The organism is Rhodanobacter sp. FW104-R8, assembly GCF_001617365.1.
Classification (GTDB): domain Bacteria; phylum Pseudomonadota; class Gammaproteobacteria; order Xanthomonadales; family Rhodanobacteraceae; genus Rhodanobacter.
Genome location: NZ_LVJR01000026.1, coordinates 51,377 through 75,671, shown reverse-complemented (window position 1 = coordinate 75,671; position 24,295 = coordinate 51,377). Strand labels below are relative to the sequence as shown.

21 protein-coding genes, 1 tRNA gene and 1 pseudogene are annotated in these 24,295 nt (G+C 69.6%); 16 read left to right on the top strand and 7 right to left on the bottom strand.

What is annotated here, in order from left to right; all coding sequences use genetic code 11:
• The first annotated feature begins 2 nt into the window (after nucleotides 1-2).
• From def to RHOFW104R8_RS08025, 6 genes are all read left to right on the top strand, one after another.
• Nucleotides 3-512 (top strand): peptide deformylase, encoded by a 510-nt coding sequence (def, locus tag RHOFW104R8_RS08050; protein WP_068094613.1) that lies wholly within the window; start codon nucleotides 3-5, stop codon nucleotides 510-512.
• 11 nt (nucleotides 513-523) lie between these two features.
• Nucleotides 524-1,450 carry a methionyl-tRNA formyltransferase gene (gene fmt / locus RHOFW104R8_RS08045; RefSeq protein ID WP_201028741.1) on the top strand — a complete coding sequence of 309 codons (927 nt, stop codon included), beginning with the start codon at nucleotides 524-526 and terminating at the stop codon, nucleotides 1,448-1,450.
• Nucleotides 1,447-2,748, top strand: coding sequence for a 16S rRNA (cytosine(967)-C(5))-methyltransferase RsmB (gene rsmB, locus RHOFW104R8_RS08040; RefSeq protein ID WP_068094362.1), 1,302 nt, complete (start codon nucleotides 1,447-1,449; stop codon nucleotides 2,746-2,748). Before fmt ends, rsmB begins: the two co-directional genes overlap by 4 nt.
• A 107-nt stretch (nucleotides 2,749-2,855) precedes the next feature.
• On the top strand, nucleotides 2,856-4,577 hold the full coding sequence (locus RHOFW104R8_RS08035; RefSeq protein ID WP_068094361.1) for a glycosyltransferase family 39 protein: 1,722 nt from the start codon (nucleotides 2,856-2,858) through the stop codon (nucleotides 4,575-4,577).
• Between the two features lie 163 nt (nucleotides 4,578-4,740).
• Nucleotides 4,741-5,994: an O-antigen ligase gene (locus RHOFW104R8_RS08030; protein ID WP_235604386.1), complete on the top strand. Its 1,254-nt coding sequence runs from the start codon at nucleotides 4,741-4,743 to the stop codon at nucleotides 5,992-5,994.
• 12 nt (nucleotides 5,995-6,006) lie between these two features.
• Entirely contained in the window at nucleotides 6,007-7,008 is a 1,002-nt protein-coding gene (locus RHOFW104R8_RS08025) for a glycosyltransferase (protein WP_068094358.1), read from the top strand.
• Here RHOFW104R8_RS08025 and RHOFW104R8_RS08020 read toward each other — a convergent pair.
• From RHOFW104R8_RS08020 to RHOFW104R8_RS08010, 3 genes are read right to left on the bottom strand one after another with little or no spacing between them, the layout of a single operon-like run.
• Entirely contained in the window at nucleotides 6,996-7,850 is an 855-nt protein-coding gene (locus tag RHOFW104R8_RS08020; RefSeq protein WP_068094355.1) for a glycosyltransferase, read from the bottom strand. The genes RHOFW104R8_RS08025 and RHOFW104R8_RS08020 overlap by 13 nt on opposite strands.
• A 20-nt stretch (nucleotides 7,851-7,870) precedes the next feature.
• Entirely contained in the window at nucleotides 7,871-8,797 is a 927-nt protein-coding gene (locus RHOFW104R8_RS08015; RefSeq protein ID WP_068094354.1) for a glycosyltransferase family A protein, read from the bottom strand.
• Nucleotides 8,794-9,744, bottom strand: coding sequence for a UDP-glucuronic acid decarboxylase family protein (locus tag RHOFW104R8_RS08010; RefSeq protein WP_068094352.1), 951 nt, complete (start codon nucleotides 9,742-9,744; stop codon nucleotides 8,794-8,796). Before RHOFW104R8_RS08010 ends, RHOFW104R8_RS08015 begins: the two co-directional genes overlap by 4 nt.
• 167 nt (nucleotides 9,745-9,911) lie before the next feature.
• On the opposite strand from RHOFW104R8_RS08010, the gene RHOFW104R8_RS08005 reads away from it, so the two are divergent.
• The 4 genes from RHOFW104R8_RS08005 to RHOFW104R8_RS07990 all read left to right on the top strand — a co-directional run bounded on the left by RHOFW104R8_RS08005 (nucleotide 9,912) and on the right by RHOFW104R8_RS07990 (nucleotide 14,032).
• Nucleotides 9,912-10,727 (top strand): glycosyltransferase family 2 protein, encoded by an 816-nt coding sequence (locus RHOFW104R8_RS08005; RefSeq protein ID WP_068094350.1) that lies wholly within the window; start codon nucleotides 9,912-9,914, stop codon nucleotides 10,725-10,727.
• Nucleotides 10,728-10,867: 140 nt separating this feature from the next.
• Nucleotides 10,868-11,899, top strand: coding sequence for a CDP-glycerol glycerophosphotransferase family protein (locus RHOFW104R8_RS08000; RefSeq protein ID WP_068094348.1), 1,032 nt, complete (start codon nucleotides 10,868-10,870; stop codon nucleotides 11,897-11,899).
• 85 nt (nucleotides 11,900-11,984) lie between these two features.
• Nucleotides 11,985-13,709 carry a glycosyltransferase family 39 protein gene (locus RHOFW104R8_RS07995; protein WP_068094346.1) on the top strand — a complete coding sequence of 575 codons (1,725 nt, stop codon included), beginning with the start codon at nucleotides 11,985-11,987 and terminating at the stop codon, nucleotides 13,707-13,709.
• A complete protein-coding gene (locus tag RHOFW104R8_RS07990) occupies nucleotides 13,706-14,032 on the top strand; it encodes a tetratricopeptide repeat protein (RefSeq protein WP_068094343.1) in 327 nt (108 codons plus the stop codon). Before RHOFW104R8_RS07995 ends, RHOFW104R8_RS07990 begins: the two co-directional genes overlap by 4 nt.
• Before the next feature lie 247 nt (nucleotides 14,033-14,279).
• Here the strand turns inward: RHOFW104R8_RS07990 and RHOFW104R8_RS07985 are convergent, their stop codons facing one another.
• Nucleotides 14,280-15,161 carry a lipid A biosynthesis acyltransferase gene (locus tag RHOFW104R8_RS07985; RefSeq protein ID WP_068094610.1) on the bottom strand — a complete coding sequence of 294 codons (882 nt, stop codon included), beginning with the start codon at nucleotides 15,159-15,161 and terminating at the stop codon, nucleotides 14,280-14,282.
• Between the two features lie 91 nt (nucleotides 15,162-15,252).
• Here RHOFW104R8_RS07985 and dtd point away from each other — a divergent pair, with 91 nt between their 5' ends.
• Together dtd and rpoD are read left to right on the top strand one after the other, a co-directional pair.
• A complete protein-coding gene (dtd, locus tag RHOFW104R8_RS07980; protein WP_068094340.1) occupies nucleotides 15,253-15,693 on the top strand; it encodes a D-aminoacyl-tRNA deacylase in 441 nt (146 codons plus the stop codon).
• Between the two features lie 167 nt (nucleotides 15,694-15,860).
• Nucleotides 15,861-17,738 carry an RNA polymerase sigma factor RpoD gene (gene rpoD / locus RHOFW104R8_RS07975; protein WP_068094337.1) on the top strand — a complete coding sequence of 626 codons (1,878 nt, stop codon included), beginning with the start codon at nucleotides 15,861-15,863 and terminating at the stop codon, nucleotides 17,736-17,738.
• 72 nt (nucleotides 17,739-17,810) lie between these two features.
• Here rpoD and RHOFW104R8_RS07970 read toward each other — a convergent pair whose 3' ends face one another.
• A complete protein-coding gene (locus tag RHOFW104R8_RS07970; RefSeq protein WP_068094605.1) occupies nucleotides 17,811-18,182 on the bottom strand; it encodes a nuclear transport factor 2 family protein in 372 nt (123 codons plus the stop codon).
• A gap of 123 nt (nucleotides 18,183-18,305) precedes the next feature.
• Between RHOFW104R8_RS07970 and RHOFW104R8_RS07965 the strand changes: the two genes are divergently transcribed.
• From RHOFW104R8_RS07965 to RHOFW104R8_RS07955, 4 genes and pseudogenes are all read left to right on the top strand, one after another.
• A tRNA-Ile gene (locus tag RHOFW104R8_RS07965) sits at nucleotides 18,306-18,381 on the top strand.
• A 142-nt stretch (nucleotides 18,382-18,523) separates the two neighbouring features.
• Nucleotides 18,524-18,735: pseudogene (locus tag RHOFW104R8_RS17600) on the top strand (transposase); the annotation flags it as partial.
• A gap of 201 nt (nucleotides 18,736-18,936) precedes the next feature.
• Nucleotides 18,937-20,574: a methyl-accepting chemotaxis protein gene (locus tag RHOFW104R8_RS07960; protein WP_068094332.1), complete on the top strand. Its 1,638-nt coding sequence runs from the start codon at nucleotides 18,937-18,939 to the stop codon at nucleotides 20,572-20,574.
• A gap of 18 nt (nucleotides 20,575-20,592) precedes the next feature.
• Nucleotides 20,593-22,398 carry a GGDEF domain-containing protein gene (locus tag RHOFW104R8_RS07955; RefSeq protein WP_068094330.1) on the top strand — a complete coding sequence of 602 codons (1,806 nt, stop codon included), beginning with the start codon at nucleotides 20,593-20,595 and terminating at the stop codon, nucleotides 22,396-22,398.
• A gap of 18 nt (nucleotides 22,399-22,416) precedes the next feature.
• Here RHOFW104R8_RS07955 and RHOFW104R8_RS07950 read toward each other — a convergent pair whose 3' ends face one another.
• Entirely contained in the window at nucleotides 22,417-23,271 is an 855-nt protein-coding gene (locus RHOFW104R8_RS07950) for a CHAD domain-containing protein (protein WP_082823566.1), read from the bottom strand.
• Between the two features lie 169 nt (nucleotides 23,272-23,440).
• Nucleotides 23,441-24,295: a DUF2182 domain-containing protein gene (locus tag RHOFW104R8_RS07945; RefSeq protein WP_068098861.1), complete on the bottom strand. Its 855-nt coding sequence runs from the start codon at nucleotides 24,293-24,295 to the stop codon at nucleotides 23,441-23,443.

The following is a 24,295-nucleotide window of genomic DNA, read 5'->3' as shown; positions in this document are numbered from 1 at the left end:
CCATGTCCATCCTGTCCATTCTCGAATTCCCCGACCCCCGGCTGCGCACCCGCGCCGAACCGGTGACCGTGTTCGACGCGAAGCTGAAGCAGTTCGTCGCCGACATGGTCGAGACCATGTACGCCGCCAACGGCGTCGGCCTCGCCGCCACCCAGGTCAACGTGCACCAGCGCGTGCTGGTGGCCGACATGAGCGAAGGGCGCAACCAGCCGCTGGCGCTGGTCAACGCGCAGATCCTCGAAAAGGACGGCTCGCAGGTCTACCAGGAAGGCTGCCTGTCGTTTCCCGGCCTGTACGCCGACGTCACCCGCGCGCTGAGGGTGAAGGTGAAGGCGCGGGACGCGGACGGCAAGGAGGTCGTCGTCGAGGCCGAGGGCCCGCTGGCGGTGTGCATCCAGCACGAGATGGACCACCTGGAAGGCAAGGTGTTCGTCGACTACCTCTCGCCGCTGAAACGCAGCCTGCTGCTGAAGCGGCTGGAGAAGCACCGCAAGCAGGCGGCCAGCGCTTGAACCCACAGCCCCTGCGGCTGGTCTTCGCCGGCACCCCGGAATTCTCCGTGCCCTGCCTTGAGGCCTGCCGCGCCAGCGGCGCCGAGGTGGTGGCCGTCTATACCCAGCCCGACCGTCCCGCCGGTCGCGGCCGCAAGCTCGCCCCCAGTCCGGTCAAGCAGGCCGCGCTGGCCGCCGGCCTTGCGCTGGAACAGCCCGAATCGCTGAAGCCCGCCGAGGTGCAGCAGCGGCTCGCCGGCTATCGCCCCGACCTGCTGGTGGTGGTGGCCTACGGCCTGATCCTGCCGCGCAAGGTGCTGGCGATCCCGCGCCTGGGCTGCTGGAACGTGCACGCCAGCCTGCTGCCGCGCTGGCGCGGGGCCGCGCCGATCCAACGCGCGATCCTCGCCGGCGACGCCGAGAGCGGGGTCGACCTGATGCGGATGGAAGCCGGCCTGGATACCGGCCCGGTGCTGCTCGAACGGCGCACCCCGATCGGCGACGGCGACACCGGCGGCTCGCTGCACGACCGCCTCGCCACGCTGGGCGCGGACGTGCTGGCCGAAGGCCTGCGTCGCACGCTGGCCGGCGAGGTGCTGGCCGCCACGCCGCAACCGGACGACGGCGTGACCTATGCGCACAAGCTGGACAAGGCCGAGGCGAAGCTCGACTTCAGCCGCTGCGCGCCCGAGCTGGAACGCCAGGTGCGCGCGTTCGACCCGTGGCCGGTGGCCGAGGGCGAGATCGCCGGCGAGACGCTGCGGATCTGGGCGGCGCACGCACTCGAAGGCAATCACTCCGCCGCTCCCGGCAGCGTGCTGGCGACCGGCCGCGAAGGCATCGACATCGCCTGCAGCCAGGGCGTCTTGCGCATCACCGCGGTACAGCGTGCCGGCGGCAAGCGCATCGGTGCGATGGACTACCTCAACGCCCGTCCTGAATTGCGTCAGCGCCGATGAAGACCGATACCCGCGCCTTGGCCGCCAAGGGGCTCGCCGAGGTGGCCCTGCGCGGCGCCTCGCTGCGTGACGTGATGGAGCGTTCCGCGCCGCGACTGGCCGACCCGCGCGACCGTGCCCTGCTGATGGCCCTGCTCAGCGAAGGCGCGCGCTGGTGGCTGCGCTTCGATCCCGCGGTCGACGGCCTGCTGGAAAAATCCCTGCGGCCCAAGGACCCGGCGGTACACGCGCTGCTGGTGCTCGGCCTGGTGCAGTTGGAGATCCTCCAACTGCAGGACTACGCCGCGGTGGCCGCCACGGTCGAGGCGGTGCGCGCGCTCAAGCGGCCGCAACTGGCCGGCCTGGTCAACGCCGTGCTGCGGCGCTGGCAGCGCGAGCGCGCAAGCCTGCTGGCGAAACTCGACGCCACGCCGCAGACCCGTCACGCCCATCCGGCCTGGCTGGCCGCCGCGCTGCGGCGCGACTGGCCGCAGCAGGCCGAGGCGGTGATGGCCGCCGACAACGGCGAACCGCCGCTGATGTTGCGCGTCAACCGGCGACGCAGCGGGCGCGAGGCGCTGATCGCACGACTGCAGGCCGCCGGCTATGCCGCCACCGCGCATCCATGGCTGGACGACGCGCTGGTGCTGCCGCACAGCACCGACGTCACCCGCATGCCCGGCTTCGACGATGGCCTGTTCGCGGTGCAGGACGGTGCCGCCCAAGTGGCCGCCGACCTCGCCGAGCTGCGCGACGGCCTGCGCGTGCTGGACGCCTGCGCCGCGCCCGGCGGCAAGGCCTGCCACCTGCTCGAACGCGCCGACATCGAGCTGACCGCGCTGGAGTTCGACGCCGCGCGCGTCGAACGCATCCGCCAGAACCTGATGCGCCTGCGCCTGGACGCGAAAGTGGTGGCCGGCGACGCCGGCGCGCCGAAGGGCTGGTGGAGCGGCCGGCCGTTCGATCGCATCCTGATCGACGCGCCCTGCTCGGCCAGCGGCGTACTGCGCCGCCGGCCGGACGTGCGCCTGCACCGGCGCGAAAGCGACATCGCCGCGATGCAGACGCAGCAGCGCCGCATCCTGGCCGCGCTGTGGCCGCTGCTGGCGCCGGGCGGGCGGCTGGTCTACATCACCTGCTCGGTGCTGCGTGCGGAGAACGAGGCGATCGTGGGCGAATTGCTGGCCACGCAAGCCGATGCGCAGGCTGTGGCGTTCACCCTGCCGGCCGGGCAGCCCGCCGCCGTCGGCTGGCAGATCCTGCCCGGCGACGGCGACCTCGACGGCATGTACTACGCGGTGCTGCAGAAGCGGGACTGAGGAAATCCCCGGCCGCTCGCGGCGGCCCGCCGCGCCGGCGCGAATGCCATCCACCTGCCGGGATATGATGCCGGCACCCCTGATCGCCGCCGCCGGAACGCCCGCCCGTGAAGCCCTGCCTGCCCCTGTCCCAAGCGCGTCCGCTGTGGCTGCGCAGCGCCCGCTCGGAGCTGCTGCTGTTCGGCGTGTTCGCGCTGCTGCTGCTCGGCCTGGGGCTGGGCCTGCGCGACCCGTGGCCGTCCGACGAACCGCGCTTCGCGCTGGTGGCGCAATGGATGGTCGGGCACGGCCAGTGGCTGTTCCCGCATCGCGGCCACGAGCTGTACCCGGACAAGCCGCCGGTGTTCATGTGGCTGCAGGCGCTCAGCCATTTCCTCACCGGCAGCTGGCGCATCGCCTTCCTGCTGCCCTCGCTGCTCGCCGCGCTGGGCGCGCTGGCGCTGGTCTACGACCTGGCGCGCCGGCTGTGGAACCACCGCAGCGCGCTGCTGGCGACGGCCACGCTGCTGGTCACCATCCACTTCACCTACCAGATGCGCAACGCGCAGATCGACCCGCTGCTGCTGGGCTGGATCACCCTGGCCAACTACGGCCTGCTGCGCCACCTGCTGCTGGGGCCGTCGTGGCGCTGGTTCGCCGCCGGCTGCTTCTTCGCCGGGGTGGGCGTGGCGACCAAGGGCGTCGGCGTGCTGGCGCTGCTGATGCTGATCCCCTATCTCGTGGCGCGCCGCGGCCGCTGGCGCCAGCTGGCGCTGCCCACCGGCGGCTGGCGCTGGGCCGGCGCCCTGGCGCTGTTCTTCGTGCCGATCCTGGGCTGGCTGCTGCCGATGCTGCTGGTGGCGCATGCCGACGGCGACCCGCAACACGCCGAGTACGTGCAGAACATCCTGTTCGGGCAGACCGTGCACCGCTACGCCACGCCGCCCGGGCACCTCCATTCGCCGTTCTACTTCCTCGGCATCATCGTCGCCGACTGGCTGCCGCTGTCGCTGCTGCTGCCGTGGGCGCTGCCGGCATGGTGGCGCCGGCTGCAGCGGCGCGACGCGCGCTTCCTGCTGCCGCTGGGCTGGATCGTGCTGGTATTGCTGTTCTTCTCGTTCAGCCCGGGCAAGCGCGACGTCTACATCCTGCCGGCGCTGCCGATGACCGCGCTGGCGCTGGCGCCGCTGCTGCCCGGCCTGCTGCGCCGGCGCGGCGTGCGCCTCGCGGTGTTCGCGCTCACCGCGCTGCTGGCCAGCGGCCTGGCCGTGGCCGCGGCCTGGGCGGTCCATCGCCGTCCGGCCTGGGCGGTGAAGCTGGGCGAGAGCCTCGACCCGCGCATCTGGTGGATGCTGCTGGCCATCGGCGTGGCCGGCCTCGTCGTCGTCGCGTTCACCCGGGTGCGCCGCGCGCCGCTGGGCTGGCTGCTGTTCGCCGGCGTGCTGTGGAGCGTGTACGGCCTGTGGGGTTACCCGATGCTCAACGGCGACCGTTCGGCGCGCGACGTGATGGTGCGGGCGCGCGCCATCGCCGGCCCGGACACGACCATCGGCCTGCTCGCCTGGAAGGAGCAGAACCTGCTGATGGCGCAGGGCCCGGTCGCCGAGTTCGGCTTCCTGAAGCCGTGGCCGCAGCAGTACGCCGACGCGGTGGCCTGGCTGCGGGCCGATCCGGCGCAGCGCTGGATCTTCAGCCTCGACGAGGCGATGGGCGATTGCGTGGATCGCCGCCGCGCCACCTACGTCGGCCATGCCAACCGCCGCGAATGGTGGCTGTTCCGGACCGACGCGGTGATACCCGGCTGCGTGCCCGGCGCGAGCGCGGAGCAGGATGCCGACGATCAGCCCTGAGACCGCGACCCGCAGGGGCAGTAAGATGTATCGTTCACGGCGGCCATACACAACCCGGATGAACCTCCGCGGTACAGGGATGTGCCATGCAGGCCGCGTCGGTGGCGCCGCGCCGTTAGCATGAGCGGACAGGGAGTAGGTGTTGGTTCGACAGGTTCATCACGTGCGCGCACATCCGGTTTCATGGCAAGTCTGGACGGCATCATCGCTGCTGGCGGTGATGCCGCTTTGTTTCGCCGTCTCGAGCCGCCTCAAGGCCGTGCCGATGGCGCTGCTGTTCGTCGCCGGCCTCGTGCTGCTGGCCACGCGCCCGGAATCCCGCCGCGCCTATCGCCTGGCGTGGCCGGTGGCCGCCGTCTGCGCATTGCGCCTGGTGTATGACCTCGGCAACTTCCTCGGGCATCGGCTCGACTGGCCCGCGATCGACCTGCCGGCGCAGACCCTGCTGTTCCTGGCGATCGCCGCCGTGTTCAGCCTGCCGCTCAGGCGGAGCGTGATCGACGTCGGGATCAGCCTGACCGCCCTGATACTCGGCGCGGCCGCCATCCACCAGCGTTACGTGCAGGGCGTCGACCGGCCCTTCGGGCTGAATGGCGGCGACTGGGCCGCGGTCGAGTTCGCGATGTTCCTGCTGATTATGGTGCTGCTTTCGACGCTGCAGGCGCTGCGCCCAACCACCCCGCGCCGGCTGCGCTGGCTGCACATCGCCGCGGTGGTGGTGGGCCTGTACGGGGCGGTGCTGACCCAGAGCCGCGGGCCGTTGCTGGCCTTCGCCCCGGTCTACCTCAGCCTGGTGGCGTGGTACTGCGCGCATTCGCGCCACTGGCGCCGCGCGCTCGTGCTGTTCGCGGTGACCGTGGCCGGCATGCTCACGGTCACCGCCACGCTGCACCGGGAGATGGTCGACCGGCTGGCCAATGTTCCGGCCGAAGTCGCCAGCTACGGCGATGGCGCCGCCAGCGCCACCAGCGGCGCGATCGGCGAGCGACTGGAGATGTGGCGCGTCGCCTGGCAGGCCTTCCGCGAGCATCCGCTGGCCGGCATCGGCCTGGACCAGTTCGGCGTGTACGCGCGCGAACAGGTCGCGGCCGGCAAGGCCAGCGCGTCGATCGCCGGCTACGTGCACCCGCACAGCGAGTACCTCGAGTCGATGGTGGCTGGCGGCATGCCCGCCCTGCTCGTGCTGCTGCTGCTGTTCGCCGTGCCGCTGGTCTTCTTCGGCCGCCGGCTCGGCCATCCGCAGGAGCCGGTCGCCGCCGATGCGGCGGCGGGGCTGATCGTGGTCGGCATGTATGTCCTGTGCGCGTTCAGCGACAACGTGCTGTACCGGGCCATGCCGCAGTCGCTCTACCTGTTCCTCGTACTGGGTCTGGCCGTCAGCATCGGCCGTCAGCTGCGCAACGCCCCGCCCCACTGACCCCGACCCGCCATGGCTCGTATCAATCTGCTCGCATGGGACAACCAGCGCGGTCTCAGCCACGACATCCGGCTGCTGTCCGACGCGCTGCGCGCGCTCGGCCACCAGGTCGAGGTGACCCGGCTGGGGCCGCGCCGGCACGACGGCCGCTGGCAGGCGTGGCGGATGCGCCTGCGCCTGTGGTGGCGGCGGCTGCGCCATGCCGACCGCCGGCTCGCGCTGTACGACGCGAACATCGCGCTGGAACACGTGCGCCCGGACTGGTTCGGGCTGGCCCGGCTGAACCTGCTGGTGCCGAACCCGGAATGGCTGTCACCGCGCAGCCAGCGCCACCTGGGCCGCTACGATGCGATCCTGTGCAAGACCCGCTACGCCGTCGAGCTGTTCACCGCGCGCGGCTGCCGCGCCCTGCACATCGGCTTCCGCAGCACCGACTGCCTGCAGCCGGAAATCCCGCGGCAGCCGACCTTCCTGCACCTGGCCGGCGCCAGCCGGATGAAGGGCACGCAACGGCTGCTGGCGCTGTGGCGGCGGCACCCGGAATGGCCGAAACTGCTGGTGTTGCAGTCGCCGCGCACCGCGACCCGCCTGGCCGACCCCGTTCCCGCCAACCTCGAACACCGGATCGGCTACCTCGACAGCGTGGACGAGGTCCGGCGACTGCAGAATGCGCACCAGTTCCACCTGTGCCTGTCGGAAACCGAGGGCTGGGGCCATTACATCGCCGAGGCGATGAGCTGCAAGGCGGTGGTGATCACCTGCGACGCGCCGCCGATGAACGAACTGGTCACCGCGATGCGCGGCGCCTTGGTAAAGACCCGCGCCACCGGCACATTCAACCTGGCCGCCCGGCACCAGTTCGACGACGCGGCGCTGGAGGCCGAGGTCGAACGCCTGCTGGCGATGCCCGCGCAGGAGCGCGTGGCGCTGGGCGAGCAGGCGCGGGCGTGGTTCACCGCGAACGAGGCGGCCTTCGCCGCGCGGCTGGACGCGGTCCTGCGTCAGCTGCTCTGACCGGCGTCGCGCCCGCGCACGAGCTCGCGCAGGTCGGCCGGCGGCACGGCAAACTCGGCCAGGTGCCGGTCGACGCCGAATTCGCAGCGCACCAGGCCGCGTGCGCGGGTGTCGTCCACGATGCGGTCGTTCGGGTTGCCGACCACGTGCTTGCGGGTGCGATGGTAGAGGTGCGTGGCCAGCCCGCTGAAGCGCAGCTCGCGCCGCAGCAGGCCGGCATGGAACGCGCGCAGCGCCAGCTCGGTGTCCTCGCGGCCCCAGCCGGTCATCGTCTCGTTGAAGCCGTTCACGCGCAGCAGGTCGTCGCGCCAGAACGCCATGTTGCAGCTCTTGATGCCGCGCCGCTTGGTGCCGGGCCGGGCATACCAGCGCGCCAGCAGCGGCAGGCGCAGGGTGTGCCGGCGCCGCTCGATGCCGCGGCTGAAGAAGCCCGGCATCGTCACCTCCCGTTCCAGCATGCGTCGGGTCAGCGCGGCGTCGGTGAGCACGCGCGAGCCCTGCACGAAACAGCCGCGGCGCGCGAACGCGCGGTGGTCGGCGACGAAGTGCGGCTCGGCCACCATGTCGCCGTCGAGCAGGATCACGTAGTCGCCCTGCGCGGCGGCGATCGCGCGGTTGCGCGCGCGGCTCATGCGCGCGCCGTCGTCCGGCTGCCACAGGTGCACCAGGCGCACCGGATAGTCCCGCGCCATGCGCTCGAGCAGTTCGCGCGTGGCCGGTTGCGAGCCGTCGTCGGTGACGATCACCTCGTGGGGCAGCTCGGTCTGTGCCGCGAGCGCGTGCAACACCAGCGCCAGCGCCTCGGGCCAGTTGTAGGTGATGACGGCAACGCTGATGCGCATCGCGGCGATCCCGTCCGGCCTCATGACTCGTCGGGCGCGCGGCGGCGGCGCCACAGCGCCGGCCACAGGATCGCCAGCGCGCGTTCCTGGTTGGCCAGCCACGAGCCACGGCGCAGCCGCGCCAGTTTCGCGTAGCGCTTCGCCTCCTTCCAGGTCGGGTCCGGCTTGGTGCGGAACTCGAACTTGGCGCTTTCCACGCAGCGCTCGTCCAGGCCGATGCTTTTGGCGTAGGTCTCGATCAGGCAGCGCGAATGGAACCGGTTGAGGTAGCGGCTGGCCGGCGTCTGCCTGCCCCACCAGCCGTTCTTGCCGTGGATGCGGTAACGCACGGCGCCGGTGCGCAGGTAGTACTTGTGCGCGCCCAGCACGCTGGCGCCGAACACCAGGCAGTTGTCGGCGGACAGCCGCCAGGTGCCGATGAGATGCGCGGGCAGTTCCAGCGTGCGGCGCGCCCACGAGGCACGCATCGACAACGCCGAGGTCGGCGCGCCGTACCAGTGCATCAGCATGTAGGTGCTGATCACGGTGAAGCCGAGGTCCTGCGAGCGTCCGCCCCAGCCCATCCAGCGCTGCTCGTCGCCGAACAGCTGCATGTCGGAAAACACGAAGTCGATGTCGCGGCGCGCGTCGTAGAGCGCGCCGAGCTGCGCGAGATAATCCGGCTCCCAGCGGTCGTCGGCGTCGAGGAAGCAGACCACGTCGGCCCGCACCTGGGCCATGCCGCGCTGGAACGCGCTGAGCTGGCCGCCGTTGTCGCCGCACAGCAAGGTCACCCGCGGGTCGGCGCCGTAGCGTTCGCGCAGGTGGGCCGGGGTGCCGTCGGTGGAGCCGTCGTCCACCACGATGACCTGCATCGGTGCGCGGGTCTGCGCCAGCGCGTCGTCGATCGCCAGGCCGACGAACTCGCGGTAGTTGTAGCTGGTGATGACGACCGCAAAGCCGGTCATGCCGCCGCACCGTCCTGCAGCAGCCGGCGGAAGTAGCCGATGGTTTCCTTCAGGCCGTCCTCCAGCGCCACCGTCGGCTGCCAGCCGAGCCGGTCGCGGGCCACGCCGATGTCCGGCTGGCGCTGGCGCGGGTCGTCCGACGGCAGCGGCCTGTACACCAGCTTCGAGCGGCCGCCGGCCAGGGCGATCACTTTCTCGGCCAGTTCCAGCATGGTGTGCTCGACCGGGTTGCCGATGTTCACCGGGCCGGTGAAGCCGCGTTCGGATTCCATCATGCGCACGATCACCTCGATCAGGTCGTCGACGTAGCAGAAGCTGCGGGTCTGGCTGCCGTCGCCGTAGATGGTGATGTCCTCGCCGCGCAGCGCCTGCATGATGAAGTTGCTCACCACCCGGCCGTCGTTCGGATGCATGCGCGGGCCGTAGGTATTGAAGATGCGCACCACCTTGATGTCCAGCGCGTGCTGGCGGTAATAGTCGAAGAACAGCGTCTCGGCGCAGCGCTTGCCCTCGTCGTAGCAGCTGCGGATGCCGATCGGGTTCACCCTGCCCCAGTAGCCCTCGACCTGCGGGTGCACCTCCGGGTCGCCGTACACCTCGCTGGTGGAGGCCTGCAGGATGCGCGCCTTCACCCGCTTGGCCAGGCCCAGCATGTTGATCGCGCCGTGCACGCTGGTCTTGGTGGTCTGCACCGGGTCGTGCTGGTAGTGCACCGGCGAGGCCGGGCAGGCCAGGTTGAAGATGCGCTCCACCTCCACGTACAGCGGGAAGGTCACGTCGTGCCGCATCAGCTCGAAGTACGGATGCGTGAGCAGATGCGCCACGTTGCGCTTGCTGCCGGTGAAGAAGTTGTCCACGCACAGCACTTCGTGGCCGTCGCGAAGCAGGCGATCACACAGGTGCGATCCGAGGAATCCGGCACCACCGGTGACGAGGGTTCGTTTCATGGCATGCCGATGATGGATGAGAGAACAGGCAGCGAGGCCCGGCCGGTCGCAAGTTGACAAATATTGTCATGGATTTCCCCGCGAGGATGCGACCGGCCCGGCTGAACGGGAAATCCGCCCCGCCCGGCGCGGCCGGAGCCGGCACGGGCTTCGGCTAGAATCCGCGCATGCCCACCCTGCCGCTGACCCTTGCCGTCATCACCCGCAACGAGGCCGGGAGCATCGCGCGCTGCCTGGACAGCGTGCCGTTCGCGGCCGAGAAGCTGGTGGTCGACTCCGGCAGCGACGACGATACCGTGGCGATCGCGCAGGCGCGCGGCGCGCGCGTGGTGCACCAGGACTGGCTGGGCTTCGGCGCGCAGCGCAACTTCGCCACCACACAGTGCGCGCACGACTGGATCCTGGTGCTGGACGCCGACGAATACCTCAGCCCGGAACTCGCCGCGGAACTGCAGCAGCGCCTGCCGGCACTGATGGCCGGCGATGCGCCGGCGGCGTACCTGCGCCGGCGCACGATCTACATGGGGCGGCCGATGCGCTGGTACCGCCCGTCGGTGGGCGAGAAGCTGGCGCGGCTGTACCACCGCGGCCGCGCGCGCTGGAGCGATGCGCGGGTACACGAATCGCTGCGTTTCGAGGGCGCCGCGCCGACCCTGCGCGCCCCGTTCGACCACGCCAACAACCCGACCCTGCCGCACAAGCAGCTGAAGGTGCTGCGCTACGCCGAGCTGAAATGCCGCGACTGGCTGGACAAGGGCAAGCCGGTGCGGATGTGGCAGGCGCCGTTCGTCTACCTGCTGGCCTTCGTCAAGGACTACCTGTTCCGGCTGGCCTTCCTGGACGGCTGGCGCGGCTTCCTGATCGCGCAGACCGCGGCCAGCTACGCGCTGTACAAGCGCATGCGCTACTACGAGATGGTCAACAACCCCAAATCGGTCGCGGATGCGACCGATTTATTGAACAAACATCACATAGATCGCTGAACACAAGTCCACCGCAATGCACGAGGCAACGAAACCGCACGGCACCTTCGCCTCCTCTCCCTCCGGGAGAGGATTGAGGAGAGGGTGTCAGGGCTGGCCATAAACTGTGTCAAGCACACTTCACGATTCCAAATCCCGCGATGTCTTCCAAAAAGCACTACCTCCTCTACGGTTCCGAGCGCTATGCGCTGGCCATCCTGCGCCCGCTGCAGGAGGCGATCCGCGCCCGCGGCGACGAGGCCGCGTGGTTCTTCGACGGCCCCGGCGCCGAAGACCTGGTCGCGGGCGAGCGCCTGCTGACGGTGGCCGAGGTGCGCGCGTGGCAGCCGCTGGCGGTGATCACCTCGTCCAACGTGGTGCCGCACTTCTTTCCCGGCGTGAAGGTCGAGACCTTCCATGGCTTCGATGCCGGCAAGCCGCGGCACATCTACGTGCGCGGCTTCTTCGACCTGTACTGCACCACCGGCCCGCGCGACACTGCGCAGTTCCAGGCGATCGCCGACAAGGTGGGCCACTTCAGCGTCATCGAGACCGGCTTCCCCAAGCTCGACCCCTTCATGAAGGAGATCACCGGCCCGCTGCCGCCGGTGCGCCGGCCGCCGGTGATCCTGTACCACTCCACCTTCTCGCCCTCGTGGAGCGCGGCGGAGACGCTGTACGAGGAAGTGAAGCGGCTGTCGCGCGACGGCCGCTGGCGCTGGATCGTCACTTTCCACCCGAAGATGAACCCCGACACCACCGCGAAGTTCAAGGCGCTGCAGAACGAGTACCTCAGCTTCGCCGGGAACGACAACATCCTGGAGCTGTTCCCGCAGGTGGACATGATGTGCTCGGACACCTCCTCGGCGCTCAACGAGTTCCTGCTCACCGGCAAGCCGGTGGTGACGTTCAGGAACCGCCGGCCCGGCCCGCAGCTGATCGACATCGACGACCCGGCGCAGTTCGAGAGCGCGATCGAGCGCGCGCTGGCGCGTCCACCGGAACTGCTGCAGGCGATCCGCGGGTACGCCGACGCGATCCACCCCTACCGCGACGGCCGCTCCAGCGAACGCGTGCTGGACGCGATCGACAGCTTCGTTGCCGCCGGCGCGCGCAACCGCCGGCGCAAGCCGCTGAACCTGTGGCGCAAGCTGAAGATCCGCCGGCGCATCGGCTACTGGGGCCCGGCCTGAGCCGGGTGCCCGGGCCCGGTTGCCTTGCCGCCGCCTCGCGCAGTCTAGAATCCGTCTCCAGCCCGCCAAGAGCCTGCCCGTGTCATTGAGCCCCTCCTACAGCCGTTCCGAACAACTGCGCGCCGTCTGGCCCTGGCTGCCGCTGTGGGCCGCCGTGGCGCTGCTGGCGATCTTCTCGCACGGGCCGATGCCGCTGTATTCCACCCGCACCCTGGCGGTGGCCTGGGAGATGTGGAACCAGGGCCACTGGCTGGTGCCGCACATCAACGGCCAGCCGTACAGCGAGAAGGCGCCGCTGCTGTTCTGGCTGATCCATGCCGGCTGGTTCGCGTTCGGCGTCAGCGACGCGTGGCCGCGCGTGCTCGAGGTGCTGGTGGGCGGCGCGCAGCTGGTGCTGGCCTCGCTGCTGGCGCGGCGACTGTTCCCGAACCGGCCGTGGATGGCCAAGGCGACGCCGTGGATGTTGCTGGCATTCGGCTACGCGTTCCTGTTCGGCCTGCAGATCATGTACGACGTGCTGCTGGCCACGTGGGCGCTCGCCGCCCTGCTGTGCCTGACCCCGAAGACGCAGCGGGCCGAGCCGCGCTGGCTGCTGTTCGGCGTGTGCGTGGGCCTGGGACTGCTGACCAAGGGGCCGGTGATGCTGCTGCACGTGGCCTTCCCCTGGCTGCTCGGCCCGTTGTGGAACGACTGGGCCGACCGCCACCGCGCGCGCTGGTACGGCCGCGGCGCGCTGGCGCTGCTGCTCGGCGGCGCGATGCTGCTGGCATGGGCGCTGCCGGCCGGCTTCTCCGGCGGCGAGGCGTACCGGCAGCGGCTGTTCTTCACCCAGACTGCCGGCCGCGTGGTCGACAAGCTGGCCGCCGGCAAGGACCTGCAGAACCACGCCGAGCCGTTCTGGTTCTACCTGCTGTGGCTGCCGCTGATGCTGTTCCCGTTCAGCGGCTGGCCGCGGATCTGGGTGGCCGTGGCCGGCCTGCGCCGGCCGCTGGAACCGGGCCTGCGCTTTGCGCTGTGCTGGCTGCTGCCCACCTTCGTGGTGTTTTCGCTGATCAGCGGCAAGCAGCTGTACTACCCGCTGCCGGAACTCGCCGGCGCCGCGCTGCTGATGGCCGGCGCGATCGCCGTGCTGCGCGAGCGCCGGCCGAACCTGGCCGGCAACGGCTGGCTCGGCACGTGGCCGCTGGGCGTGGGCGGCATCGCGTTCGCCGTGGCGCTGTTCATGCTGCCGCTGCTGGTGGCGAGCAACCGCCTGCACGGCGAGTGGGTCGACTCGGCGGCGCCGTACAGCCGCTACTTCAGCGTGGTGTTCCTGTTGCTCGGCGGCCTGCTGCTGCTGCGCGGCCGCGGCGAGCTGCGTCGGCTGGCGGTGGCCGGGCTGGTCGGCGTGCTCGCGCTCAACGCGCTGTTCACGCTGACCCTGTGGCCACGTTTCGACCTGCGCCCGATCGCCCACCTGCTCGGCGCCGCCGAACAGGCCGGCCACCCGCTCGCCTACACCGGCAACTACGAAGGCCAGTTCCATTTCGAGGGGCGGCTGACCCGGCCGATCAGCGAACTGTTCGGTGACCAGGCCATACAGGATTTCGCCCGCGCCCACCCGGACGGCGTGATCGTGCTGCACGTGCACAGGCCGGACGCGAACGACCTGCGCTACGCCCTGCTGGCGCAGCCGTTCCGCTCCTCCTGGCTGGTGGCCTGGCCCGCCGTCTCGCTGGCCGACCTGCGCAGCGGCCACACCCCGCCCGAACCCGCGCAGCCGACCCGGGTCTACCCGGCCGACGACTGGCGCTACCGCACCCAGCCATGAGCGCGAACCTGATCGCCAGCCTGCGCCAGCAATGCGGCGGCCCGCGCGACGGCGCGCTGCTGCGCTTCTCGCTGGGCAGCGCGCTGCTAGCCGAAGGCGACGCCGGCGCCGCGGTCGACGAACTGCGCCGCGCGCTCGGCTTCGATCCGACCTATTCGGCGGCATGGAAGCTGCTCGGCAAGGCCTGCCTGGCCCACGGCGACGAAATCGCCGCCGCCGACGCCTGGCGCAGCGGCATCGCCGCCGCCGCCCTTCGCGGCGACAAGCAGGCCGAGAAGGAAATGGGCGTGTTCCTGCGCCGGCTGGAGAAGGCCCAGCGGTAGCGCGCCCCGTCCACAAGGGACTTCCTTCGGTCGTGCGCGATGCCCTTGCCTTGGCTTCGCAGGGCGGACACTGTCCGCCGCCCTCGGCCGTGGCGCATTGTCGAAGAGCCGGCGGACGGTGTCCGCCCTACGAAACTGTAGAGCGCACCCTGTGCGCGAATGCTTTTGGTTGTAATCAACCCTCAAGAGCATTCACGCACGACCGAAGGAAGTCCCTTGTGGACGGAGTGTGCCCCTACCCGTTCGCTCAGTCGTACGGGCTGACCAGGCCATCCGCCGAGTAGCGCTTGTACTGCCACTGGTACTGCGTGAAAGCCAGCTCCACGCATTCCTGCACCCCCCGGTTGAGCGCGCTACAGGCCACGCCCAGGTCGGCGTCGGCCAGCCCGCCCGGCGCCGGCAGCAGGTGGATGCGATAGCCGGCGCCGCGCGGCAACCGTTCGGCGAACGCGTACAGCACGGTCGCCCCGGTACGCGCGGCCAGCCGCGGCAGCAGCACCATGGTCAGCGCGTCGCGGCCGAAGAACGGCGCGACCTGGCCCTCGCCCGCGCGCGGCTTCTGGTCCGGCAGGATGCCGACCGTGCCGCCCGCGGCCAGCCGCTTGTACAGCGTGCGCACGCCGGCGCCGTCGGCGCGCACCTGCTCCGGCGCCAGCGCGCCGCGCACCTTGCGCAGCAGGCCCTCGATCGCGGCGATGCGCGGCGGCCGGTACAGGATCGCCATCGGCGTCTTGCGGCACAGCCAGTAGTTCAGCAGCTCCCAGCAGCCCAGATGCGGCGCGGCGATGATCACGCCCTTGCCCGCGGCCAGCGCCGCGTCCAGCAAGGCCTCGCCGCGCACCTCGCGCACCAGCGCCAGCGCGCGCCCGGCGCCCGCGCCCCAGACCTTGACGATCTCGCTGGCGGACTTGCCGCTTTCGGCCAGCACCTCGCGCAGCAGCGCCGCCCGCGCCGCGCCGTCCAGCTGCGGGCGCGCGATCGCCAGGTTCGCCGCGCTGTTGTGCACCGTGCGGCCGCCACGCCACAGCAACAGCCGGCCCAGGGCAGCGCCCAGGCCGTGCAGCACGCGCAGCGGCAGCAGCGCCAGCAGGCGCAGCAGCAGGTAGATGAGGTACATGTCGATGCGCATAGGGGCGCCAGTGTAGCGGGCCGCGCGCCGCCAGCCGTCCATCGCTTATGCTCTTGCGAATCCCGAGTCCCGTATCCCGAATCCCGAACAGATGATTGCCCTGATCCAGCGTGTCCTGTCTGCCAGCGTCGGCGTCGGCGGCGAAACGGTCGGCGCGATCGGCCCCGGCCTGCTGGCCCTGGTGGCGGTGCAGCCCGACGACGGCGAGGCACAGGCGAAACGCATGCTGGAACGCCTGCTCGGCTACCGCGTGTTCGCCGACGACCACGGCAAGATGAACCGCTCGCTCGCCGACACCGGCGGCGGCCTGCTGCTGGTCAGCCAGTTCACCCTCGCCGCCGACACCCGTTCCGGCATGCGCCCCAGCTTCACCAGCGCGGCACCGCCCGAACACGGCCGGCGCTGGTTCGAACGGCTGCTGGAGCTGGCCCGCGCCGCGTACCCCGGGGTGGAAACCGGGCGCTTCGGCGCCCATATGGTGGTCCAGCTGGTGAACGACGGCCCGGTGACCTTCTGGCTCGACACCGGCTGAACGGCGGGTGGCGTGTTTCGCCAAGCCGAGGCCGGCGAGACATGGCAACACCGCGATCTGGCGCGATTTTTGCGTGTCCCCCCGCGACCTTTTTCCACTTGAAAACTGGTCAAAAAAGCAGCACATCGCTATAATGTCCGGTTCTTGAACCCTGCGGCGGTCGGTGAATGAATAGCAAAGCTCCCCACGAGCAACAGTCTGAAATCAAGGCGCTCATCTCCAAGGGCCTGGAGCAGGGCTACCTGACCTACGCCGAGATCAACGACCACCTGCCCGACGACATCGTCGACCCGGAGCAGATCGAAGACATCATGGCGGTGCTCAAGGGCGTCGGCATCGAAGTGCACGACGCCGCGCCGGACACCGACCCGCTGGCCGACAAGGCCGGCAGCAGTACCGACGACGAGGCCGCCGCCGAGGAAGCCGTGGCGCTGCTCTCCGCGGTGGATTCCGAAGTGGGCCGCACCACCGACCCGGTGCGCATGTACATGCGCGAGATGGGCACGGTCGAGCTGCTCACCCGCGAGGGCGAGATCGCCATCGCCAAGCGCATCGAGGAAGGCCTGGGCCAGGTGCAGACCGCGCTGGCCAGCTTCCCGCTGACCATCGAGCTGCTGCTGGAGGAATACGACCAGCACCTGGACGGCAAGCGCCGCCTCAGCGAGATCCTGGCCGGCTTCCTCGACCTGGAGGAAGCCGCCGACCTCGCCCGCAAGGAGAAGGAAGCCGCCGCCCTGCTGGCGCCCGAGCCCGAGGTCGGTGACGACGACGCCGACACCGACGACGACGACACCGCCACCGAGGACGAGGAAGAAGCCGGCCCCAGCGGTCCCGACCCGGAAGAGGTCAAGCGCCGCATGGAGCTGCTGCGCGAGCATTACGCCAAGTTCCAGAAGGCCGCGCCTAAAGCCGCCAGCATCACCGACAGGAAGATAGTCAAGCTGCGCGACCTGATGGCCGAGGAGTTCCTGAAACTCAAGCTGCCCAGCGCGCTGATCGACGGCTTCGTGCGCAAGCTGCGCGAGGTGGTCAACGACATCCGCCACCACGAGCGCGTGCTGATGGACATCTTCGTCAAGCAGGTGAAGATGCCCAAGGCCGAGTTCATCAAGGCGTTCCCCAGCAACGAGGGCAACCTCGAGTGGGTGGCCGAGCTCAGCCGCAAGCGCCAGAAATGGTCGCCGAACATCAAGGTCCACCGCGCGGCGATCGACGCCGAGCAGGAAAAGCTCGCCGCAATCGAGCGCAAGCTGTTCCTGCCGCTCACCGACATCAAGGACATCAACCGCGCCATGGCCAGCGGCGAGGCGAAGGCCCGCCGCGCCAAGAAGGAAATGGTCGAGGCGAACCTGCGCCTGGTGATCTCGATCGCCAAGAAGTACACCAACCGCGGCCTGCAGTTCCTCGACCTGATCCAGGAAGGCAACATCGGCCTGATGAAGGCGGTGGACAAGTTCGAATACCGCCGCGGCTACAAGTTCTCGACCTACGCCACCTGGTGGATCCGCCAGGCGATCACCCGCAGCATCGCCGATCAAGCCAGGACCATCCGCATCCCGGTGCACATGATCGAGACGATCAACAAGTTGAACCGCATTTCCCGCCAGATGCTGCAGCAGTTCGGCCGCGAGGCCACGCCGGAGGAGCTGGCCAAGGAGATGGACATGCCCGAGGACAAGATCCGCAAGGTACTGAAGATCGCCAAGGAACCGATCTCGATGGAAACCCCGATCGGCGACGACGAGGATTCCCACCTGGGCGACTTCATCGAGGACGGCAACGCCAGCTCGCCGATCGACTCGGCCACCGAAACCGGCCTGATGGAAACCGTGCGCGACGTGCTCGCCGGACTCACCCCGCGCGAAGCGAAGGTGCTGCGCATGCGCTTCGGCATCGACATGAACACCGACCACACGCTGGAAGAAGTCGGCAAGCAGTTCGACGTCACCCGCGAGCGCATCCGCCAGATCGAGGCCAAGGCACTGCGCAAGCTGCGCCACCCGAGCCGTTCGGAACAGCTGCGTTCGTTCCTCGACGTCGATTGATCACTGCTGCGTCATCGCAACATCGAAGAAGCCCCGCCGATGCGGGGCTTCTTCGTTTTCATGGGTACGCACTCAGCCGACGTCGTAGAAGAACTGCTCGCGCACGATCTTGCCGCCGTGCACGCGATACACGCAGATCTCGCTCATGTTCGTCCGGCCCCGGCCCTTCATCGTCACGTCCATCGCCAGCGCGATGCTGAACCAGTTCTCCGCGACCACCGGCTCGCTCACGCTGCCACCGTGCACCGCCTCGATCATCGCGCTGAACTGCCGCCCCTTCTCGTAGATCGCCGCCAGCCCGCGCACGTTGCCCAGCGCCCCCGGCGGCAGGCCATCCGGCTCGATGCTCACCGCATCCTCCGCATACAGCTCACGCTGCGCGTCCTCGTATTTGCCTTCACGGCACAACTCGACCAACCGTTTCGCGATCGCCTCGGTGTTCATGCGCATGCTCCGACCTAGGGGGGATGACCAGCCTACGCCCCGAGCCATCACGTCACCACACGACTTGCGGCATGTCGTCTTCGTGCACGACTGGCGCGCTACGGTAAACTTCCGCCCTTGCGCGGGCCTATAGCTCAATGGTTAGAGCAGAGGACTCATAATCCTTTGGTTCCAGGTTCGAGTCCTGGTGGGCCCACCACACATTTGTCCGAGAGTGCGACTTGTTGTGCAGACGAATAGAGTTTGCGCGTTTGCGCAATCTTCGCTAGCCACCGACGTCCCCCCGCTTTTGAGTAGCACCGTGGTTTGGAGTCCAATCCCCCATCCGAAGGAGATTGGACGTGAAGAAGCGGTTTACCGAAGAACAAATCATCGGCTTCCTGCGCGAGGCGGAAGCCGGCACGCCGGTACCGAAGCAGTGCCGTGACAAAGCCTCAGCACAGCGACGTTCTGCTGGTGGCGCAGCAAGTTTGACGACGTGGATGCACCGTTGATGTCCCGGTTCAAGGAATTGCAGGACGAGAACCGACGCCTGAAGAAGAGGTACGCCGAGGCCAGCTCAACGTGAACCGACCCGGATACTTCGGCACACGACGCTGATCTTTCACGTACGCCGACTATGCTGGGCTGGCGTATTACGCGAAGCGCCATGGATGTTTCAAATCACTGAAACAAAAGAGAAATATTTTAAGTTTCCCTCAAGCTCCCGATCCGATCTGCCGCTAAGCAAGCTCCCCCGACAGCCGGTATCCCCATGTTTCCGCGATTGCCTCTCCCCTCGCCGTCCTCGTTTGGTGCACGCCTGGTTGCCCGTCTCGCGGGTACGGTGGCGCTGCTGTTGCTGGTACTGCTGGTGTCGGCCGGATTGCTCAGCCGCTCCGACACGCGGCTGCAGAGCGTCGTGTCCGAAACACTCGCGCCTGTCTCGGCGGTGGGACACATCCAGAACGACTACAACGCGGTGCTGCAGACGCTCACCCATGCCGCACTCACCGAACTGCCCTCGTCGGTCGACGATGCGCAGACGCTGATCGGGGCGCGCCGCGTGGACATCGCCAAGTACCGGCAGCGCCTGCTGGATAGCGGCCTGGGAGCGAAACAGAAGCAGTTGCTCGGCCTGATCGACGCACATCGTGCGGCGGCCGACCAGGCAGTGGACGACACCATGCAGCTGCTCAAGGCGGAACAGTTCGATCTTGCGCGATTGAAAGTATCCAACGACGTGCACGACGCGTTCGGGCCGCTGCAAAGCGACTTCTCCAACCTGTTCGGCCTGGCGCTGGACGATGGCCAGGCCATGGCTGCCGTGCAACACCGGGTCAACCGGATCGGCCTCTATGCCCTGGTCGCGCTGGCGCTGGCAGCGATGGGCCTCACGCTGTGGATGGACTTGCGCATCCTGCGCCAGCTCACCGGACGGCTGGTGGCTGCCACGAGCGTGGCGTCGCGGATCAGCGAGGGGGCGCTGGGCGCGCCGGTCGACCCCGGCCGCAACGACGAGATCGGTCGCCTGCTGGCCGGCCTCGGCCGCATGGACAGGAAGCTCGTGCAGGTGGTGAGCCGTGTGCGGCAGCGCGCCGACACCCTCAACCAGGGCGCGTCGAGCATGGCCGACGGCAATGACGCACTGAGCCAGCGCACCGAGCTGCAGGCGATGCGGCTGGAGCAGGCCTCCGGTGCCATGTCCCGCATCGCCGCCACCCTGACCGGACATCGGCAGCTCGGCACGCAGGCCGATCGCGCGGTGGACGAGGCACGCCGCCAGGCCGGGCTGGGCCGCGCCGCGATAGGCGAGGCGATCGATGCCATGGGCTCGATCGAACGCAGCAGCCGCAGCATGGGTGACATGCTCGATCTCATCGACCAGGTTGCCTTCCAGACCCGGTTGCTGGCGCTCAACGCCGCAGTCGAGGCTGCGCGTGCCGGCGAGCATGGCAAGGGTTTCGGCGTAGTTGCCACGGAGGTCCGCGAACTGGCGCAGCGCAGCGCGGAGACCGCGCGCGACATTCGCCGCCTGGTCGCCGGCAGCGAAGAAGCCGTGCGCAGCGGCCTGGAGCGGGTGAACCGCACCGGCGAGGTGATCGAGAACATCGGCAGCAGCGTCGACCGGCTGGCCGGGACGGTGACGGCCATCCTCGCTGCAGGCCGCACGCAGGGGGACGAGATCGCCGCGGTCAGCCAGGCGGTGATCGCCATGGACGCGATGACCCAGGAGAACGCGGCGCTCGGCGAGCAGGCCGCGGCCGCCAGCCGCGCTATGCTGGAGAGCGTCACTGCCTTGGTGCGCGACGTGGGCTTCTTCACCCTCCTGGACGAGACGACCGCACCGGCTCCGGATCGAGCTGCCGCCAGGGAACGGCTTGTCCTGCTGCCAACCGAGGCGCTCGCCTGAGCACGGAACTCCCCCGCCATGACCCCAGCCCACGGCCTGGACCACCGCAACGCCTCACTGCTCGACCAGATCACGGGCGGTACCGGCCTGCGCGCGATGTTCCAACCGATCGTGCGGCTGGAGGCCATGACGGTGGTCGCGCACGAGGGCCTAAGCCGCCCGGCCGAGGCCGCCGGCGGCCTCAGCGTGCTGGACATGCTGGACTTGGCGCGCGCCAAGGGGCGGCTGGGCGAATTCGAACTGCTGGCTGCACGCACCGTGTGCAGCGCGTTCGCGGCCCAGGGCGGCCAAGGCCGGCTGCTGGTCAATCTCAGCGCACAGGCCGTGCTGCACGGCGGCCTGCGACCGGATCAGGTGATCGAGGCGTTGTCTGGCGCGGGCATCGGGATGGAGCGCATCACGGTGGAGATCACCGAACGCGATATCGTCGAGAATCCCGCCGAGCTGGCCCATGCGCTGGGCTACTTGCGCGCCCGCGGCGCGCGCATTGCGCTGGACGACTTCGGCAACGGCCACTCCAACTTCGAGATGTGGAACGAGCTGCACCCGGACGTGGTGAAGATCGACCGTTACCTGGTCAACGGGCTGGCGCGCAGCGCGGAAAAGCTCGCCATCGTGCGCGCGCTGTGCAGCGTGGCCGAAACGCTCGGCGCGGATCTGGTCGGCGAAGGCGTGGAAGAGGCGGAAGACCTTCGCATGCTGCGCGAGCTGGGCATCTCCTACGCGCAGGGCTACCTGCTCGGCGTACCCCAGCCTTTCCTCGCCGCCGAGGTGCGGGACGAGGCGCGCGACGCCATCCGCATCCATGCCGTCCCGGTGCCGCCGCGCCCCCGCGGGCCGGTCACGCAACGGCCGCTGCACGCCGGGCACCTGGTGATCGCCGCGCCGAGCCTCACCATGCAGCAGCTCAACGACGACGTGGCCACGCTGTTCGGCCGCAACGAGTCGCTGCATGCGGTGGCGGTGACCGACCGCGACCGGCCGGTCGGCCTGATCAATCGCCGCGTGTTCGCCGAACGCATGGCGCAACCGTTCGCCCGCGAGCTTTTCGGGCGCAAGTCCTGCGTCAGTTTCATGCACGCCGAACCGCTGCTTTGCGACGAGCAGCAATCGCTGGACAGCCTCACCGACGTGTTGCGCGGCGAGGACCAGCGTTATCTCACCGACGGCTTCATCATCACCCGCGAAGGGCGTTACCTCGGCCTTGGCACCGGCGAGTCGCTGGTGCGGCGGGTCACCGAGCAGCGGATCGAGGCGGCACGCTATGCCAATCCGCTGACGTTCCTGCCCGGCAACATTCCAGTCACCGCCCACATCGAGCGGCTGATGCGCGAGCAGCGGCCATTCGTCGCCGCTTACATCGACCTCAACGACTTCAAGCCCTTCAATGACCAGTACGGCTACTTCCGCGGCGACGAGATGATCCGCCTGCTGGCCGCCATCCTCACCGCCAGCATCGATGCGCGGCACGACTTCGTCGGCCACATCGGCGGAGACGACTTCATGATCCTGTTCCAGAGCGGAGACTGGGAAACGCGCTGCCGGGGCATCATTGCCGAGTTCAACGAGCGGGCCCGCACGCTGTTCGACGAGGATGACCTCGCGTTGGGCGGCATCGAGGGCGAGGACCGCCGCGGCGCACGGCAGTTCTTCGCGCTGACCACAGTGTCGATCGGCGCGGTGCAGGTGCCCGCGCAGGCGCCGCGCCGTCCCGAACTGATCGCCACGCTGGCCGCGCGCGCCAAGCGCCACGCCAAGCGCGAGCGGCTGGGTTTCCATGTGCTCGCCGTCATGGGCGGCGAACTGCCGGAGCCGGCCATCTGAACGGGACGCGGTCTGGCGTCAACCCGCCTCGGCGTAGCCGGCGCGCGCCGCACGCATCGCGACGGCGAGCAGGGTGCGAAGGCGCTGGTCGTTGCGGACGCGATCGATCCGCCGCGCCAGCCGGCACAACAGCTGCACGTCCTGCAGGCGCCCCAGCCGATCGGCCTGCTGCTTCAGGCGATGGCTGCCCGGCAGTCCATCGAGCGTGATCGCGGCACCAAGGTCCTGCGCCTGCTCGATGGACTCGACTTGCAGGCGCAGCCGGCGCAGACGCCGGCGCCAGCGATGACGGTTCGGCGTGGTCGGCGAACGGTTCGCCTTGCGCGCCGCGCGCTCGACGCGACGCTGGCTGCGGCTGATTGCCTGCTTCATGGCGCGCGTATCGAGCCGTTGCCAGGGCAGGGCGGCCAGCTCGGCGCGGACCGCCGCCACCGCGCCACGTCGTGCGGCGAACGCCGGATCGAGGCGCAGTGCATGGCGGGTGATCCGGTCACGCTGCCGGGTCAATTCCTTCACCAGCCTTTGCCGAAGCCGCGGCGAGGGCGCATCGTCCAGGGCCTCGGCGGCGAGCACGGCCACATGGGCATCGCGCAGGTGCGAGAGACCTCTGCAAAGACGCTTCAGCCGGGTATCGATCCGGTCCAGCCGGGCGCGCCCGGCCGGGTCCAGCGCCGGCCTCAGCAGCGCGAGCAGGGCCCGCTGGACGCGCAGGCCCTTGCGCGCCCGGTGGATCCCGTTGTGCCGGTGCCGGGCATCGGCCAGCGCCCGCCCGACCCTCCGGCCAAGCCCTTCCGCCATTGCCGCCAGCAACGCGCCGGCGAGTGCCGCAGGTACGTGGGCCGGGTCTTGAAAATGAGTCTTCGGAACGGACATGGAGCCCCATTCGTCGGAAAGACGACCGAACCGGCCGCCAGTCGCGCGAGTGTGCGCCTGTGCCACGCTTCAACCAATAGCCCCCATCGGGCCAACGCCCGCAGCGTGTCCTTGCGGCACCGGCTCGCCGGCATCGCTTGCCGGCACGGCCAGCAACCGGCACTCGTCGCTAATGGAAAACGAGCCCACCGATTGCCGGCAGGATCGGCATCGCAGCCTGTGCGATCAGCACCAACCCCGCCCCGACGGCAACGGCGCCGATGGCTCGCGCGACGCACCAACCTGCCGGGGCGACGCGCTCGAGGGTGATGGCGACCGTCACGGCGGCCATGGCGCGCAGGTCCATGATGCCGATGGCGAGCAGGAGGGCCGTCAGGTTGGCGCAGCTGCAGATGCAACGCAGGCCGTGGCGCCAGGCGATGCCGGCGCCCGCCGGCAAGGGCCGGCCGCGTCCCGGCATCTCCTCACGGCACCGGGCAAGGCGACGCGCCTTCCATGCGCTGAACTGCAACGCGCCGGCAGCCAGCACGACCACGCCGGTCGCCACCGGAACGGCACGCGCCCAGACCGGCAGCCGCATCGCCAGCGCCGCCAGCGCGACGCCCGGCGGGTATACGGCCAGGCCGAGCGCGCTCCACGCCGCGAAGTAGCCGGCGCCCAGCAGCGCCACCTGGCGATACGGGCCAGTGCCGCCATCGCCGATGGCCCGGCGGTAGCGCCACAGCACCGGCAGCAGCGACGGCAGCATCATCGCCGCCATCATCACGACCCACATGCCGAGGAACGACGCCACGGCGCCGGACCATGTCTGCCCGCACATCCGCATCCAGGCCATCGACAGCGCCCAGCCGCCGGGCATCGGCAGTGTGCCCACTGCCGGCATCGACGTGCACGCGACGATGGCTGTCCCCGTACTGGCGGCGAAAAGCAGCGCCGAGACGCCGCCAAAGACCCGCCGGGAAGTACGCCAGGAAACCTTGCACGACGGGTGCGCCCCGGCACCGATGGCGGACGCGGCATCCAT

Excerpts from the sequence above, each read along its gene's own strand:
- def (WP_068094613.1), top strand. The coding sequence starts at position 3 with ATGTCCATCCTGTCCATTCTCGAATTCCCCGACCCCCGGCTGCGCACC.
- rsmB (WP_068094362.1), top strand. The coding sequence starts at position 1,447 with ATGAAGACCGATACCCGCGCCTTGGCCGCCAAGGGGCTCGCCGAGGTG.
- RHOFW104R8_RS08025 (WP_068094358.1), top strand. The coding sequence starts at position 6,007 with ATGGCTCGTATCAATCTGCTCGCATGGGACAACCAGCGCGGTCTCAGC.
- RHOFW104R8_RS08020 (WP_068094355.1), bottom strand. The coding sequence starts at position 7,850 with ATGCGCATCAGCGTTGCCGTCATCACCTACAACTGGCCCGAGGCGCTG.
- RHOFW104R8_RS08015 (WP_068094354.1), bottom strand. The coding sequence starts at position 8,797 with ATGACCGGCTTTGCGGTCGTCATCACCAGCTACAACTACCGCGAGTTC.
- RHOFW104R8_RS08010 (WP_068094352.1), bottom strand. The coding sequence starts at position 9,744 with ATGAAACGAACCCTCGTCACCGGTGGTGCCGGATTCCTCGGATCGCAC.
- RHOFW104R8_RS08005 (WP_068094350.1), top strand. The coding sequence starts at position 9,912 with ATGCCCACCCTGCCGCTGACCCTTGCCGTCATCACCCGCAACGAGGCC.
- RHOFW104R8_RS08000 (WP_068094348.1), top strand. The coding sequence starts at position 10,868 with ATGTCTTCCAAAAAGCACTACCTCCTCTACGGTTCCGAGCGCTATGCG.
- RHOFW104R8_RS07990 (WP_068094343.1), top strand. The coding sequence starts at position 13,706 with ATGAGCGCGAACCTGATCGCCAGCCTGCGCCAGCAATGCGGCGGCCCG.
- RHOFW104R8_RS07985 (WP_068094610.1), bottom strand. The coding sequence starts at position 15,161 with ATGCGCATCGACATGTACCTCATCTACCTGCTGCTGCGCCTGCTGGCG.
- dtd (WP_068094340.1), top strand. The coding sequence starts at position 15,253 with ATGATTGCCCTGATCCAGCGTGTCCTGTCTGCCAGCGTCGGCGTCGGC.
- rpoD (WP_068094337.1), top strand. The coding sequence starts at position 15,861 with ATGAATAGCAAAGCTCCCCACGAGCAACAGTCTGAAATCAAGGCGCTC.
- RHOFW104R8_RS07970 (WP_068094605.1), bottom strand. The coding sequence starts at position 18,182 with ATGAACACCGAGGCGATCGCGAAACGGTTGGTCGAGTTGTGCCGTGAA.
- RHOFW104R8_RS07960 (WP_068094332.1), top strand. The coding sequence starts at position 18,937 with ATGTTTCCGCGATTGCCTCTCCCCTCGCCGTCCTCGTTTGGTGCACGC.
- RHOFW104R8_RS07955 (WP_068094330.1), top strand. The coding sequence starts at position 20,593 with ATGACCCCAGCCCACGGCCTGGACCACCGCAACGCCTCACTGCTCGAC.
- RHOFW104R8_RS07950 (WP_082823566.1), bottom strand. The coding sequence starts at position 23,271 with ATGTCCGTTCCGAAGACTCATTTTCAAGACCCGGCCCACGTACCTGCG.
- RHOFW104R8_RS07945 (WP_068098861.1), bottom strand. The coding sequence starts at position 24,295 with ATGGATGCCGCGTCCGCCATCGGTGCCGGGGCGCACCCGTCGTGCAAG.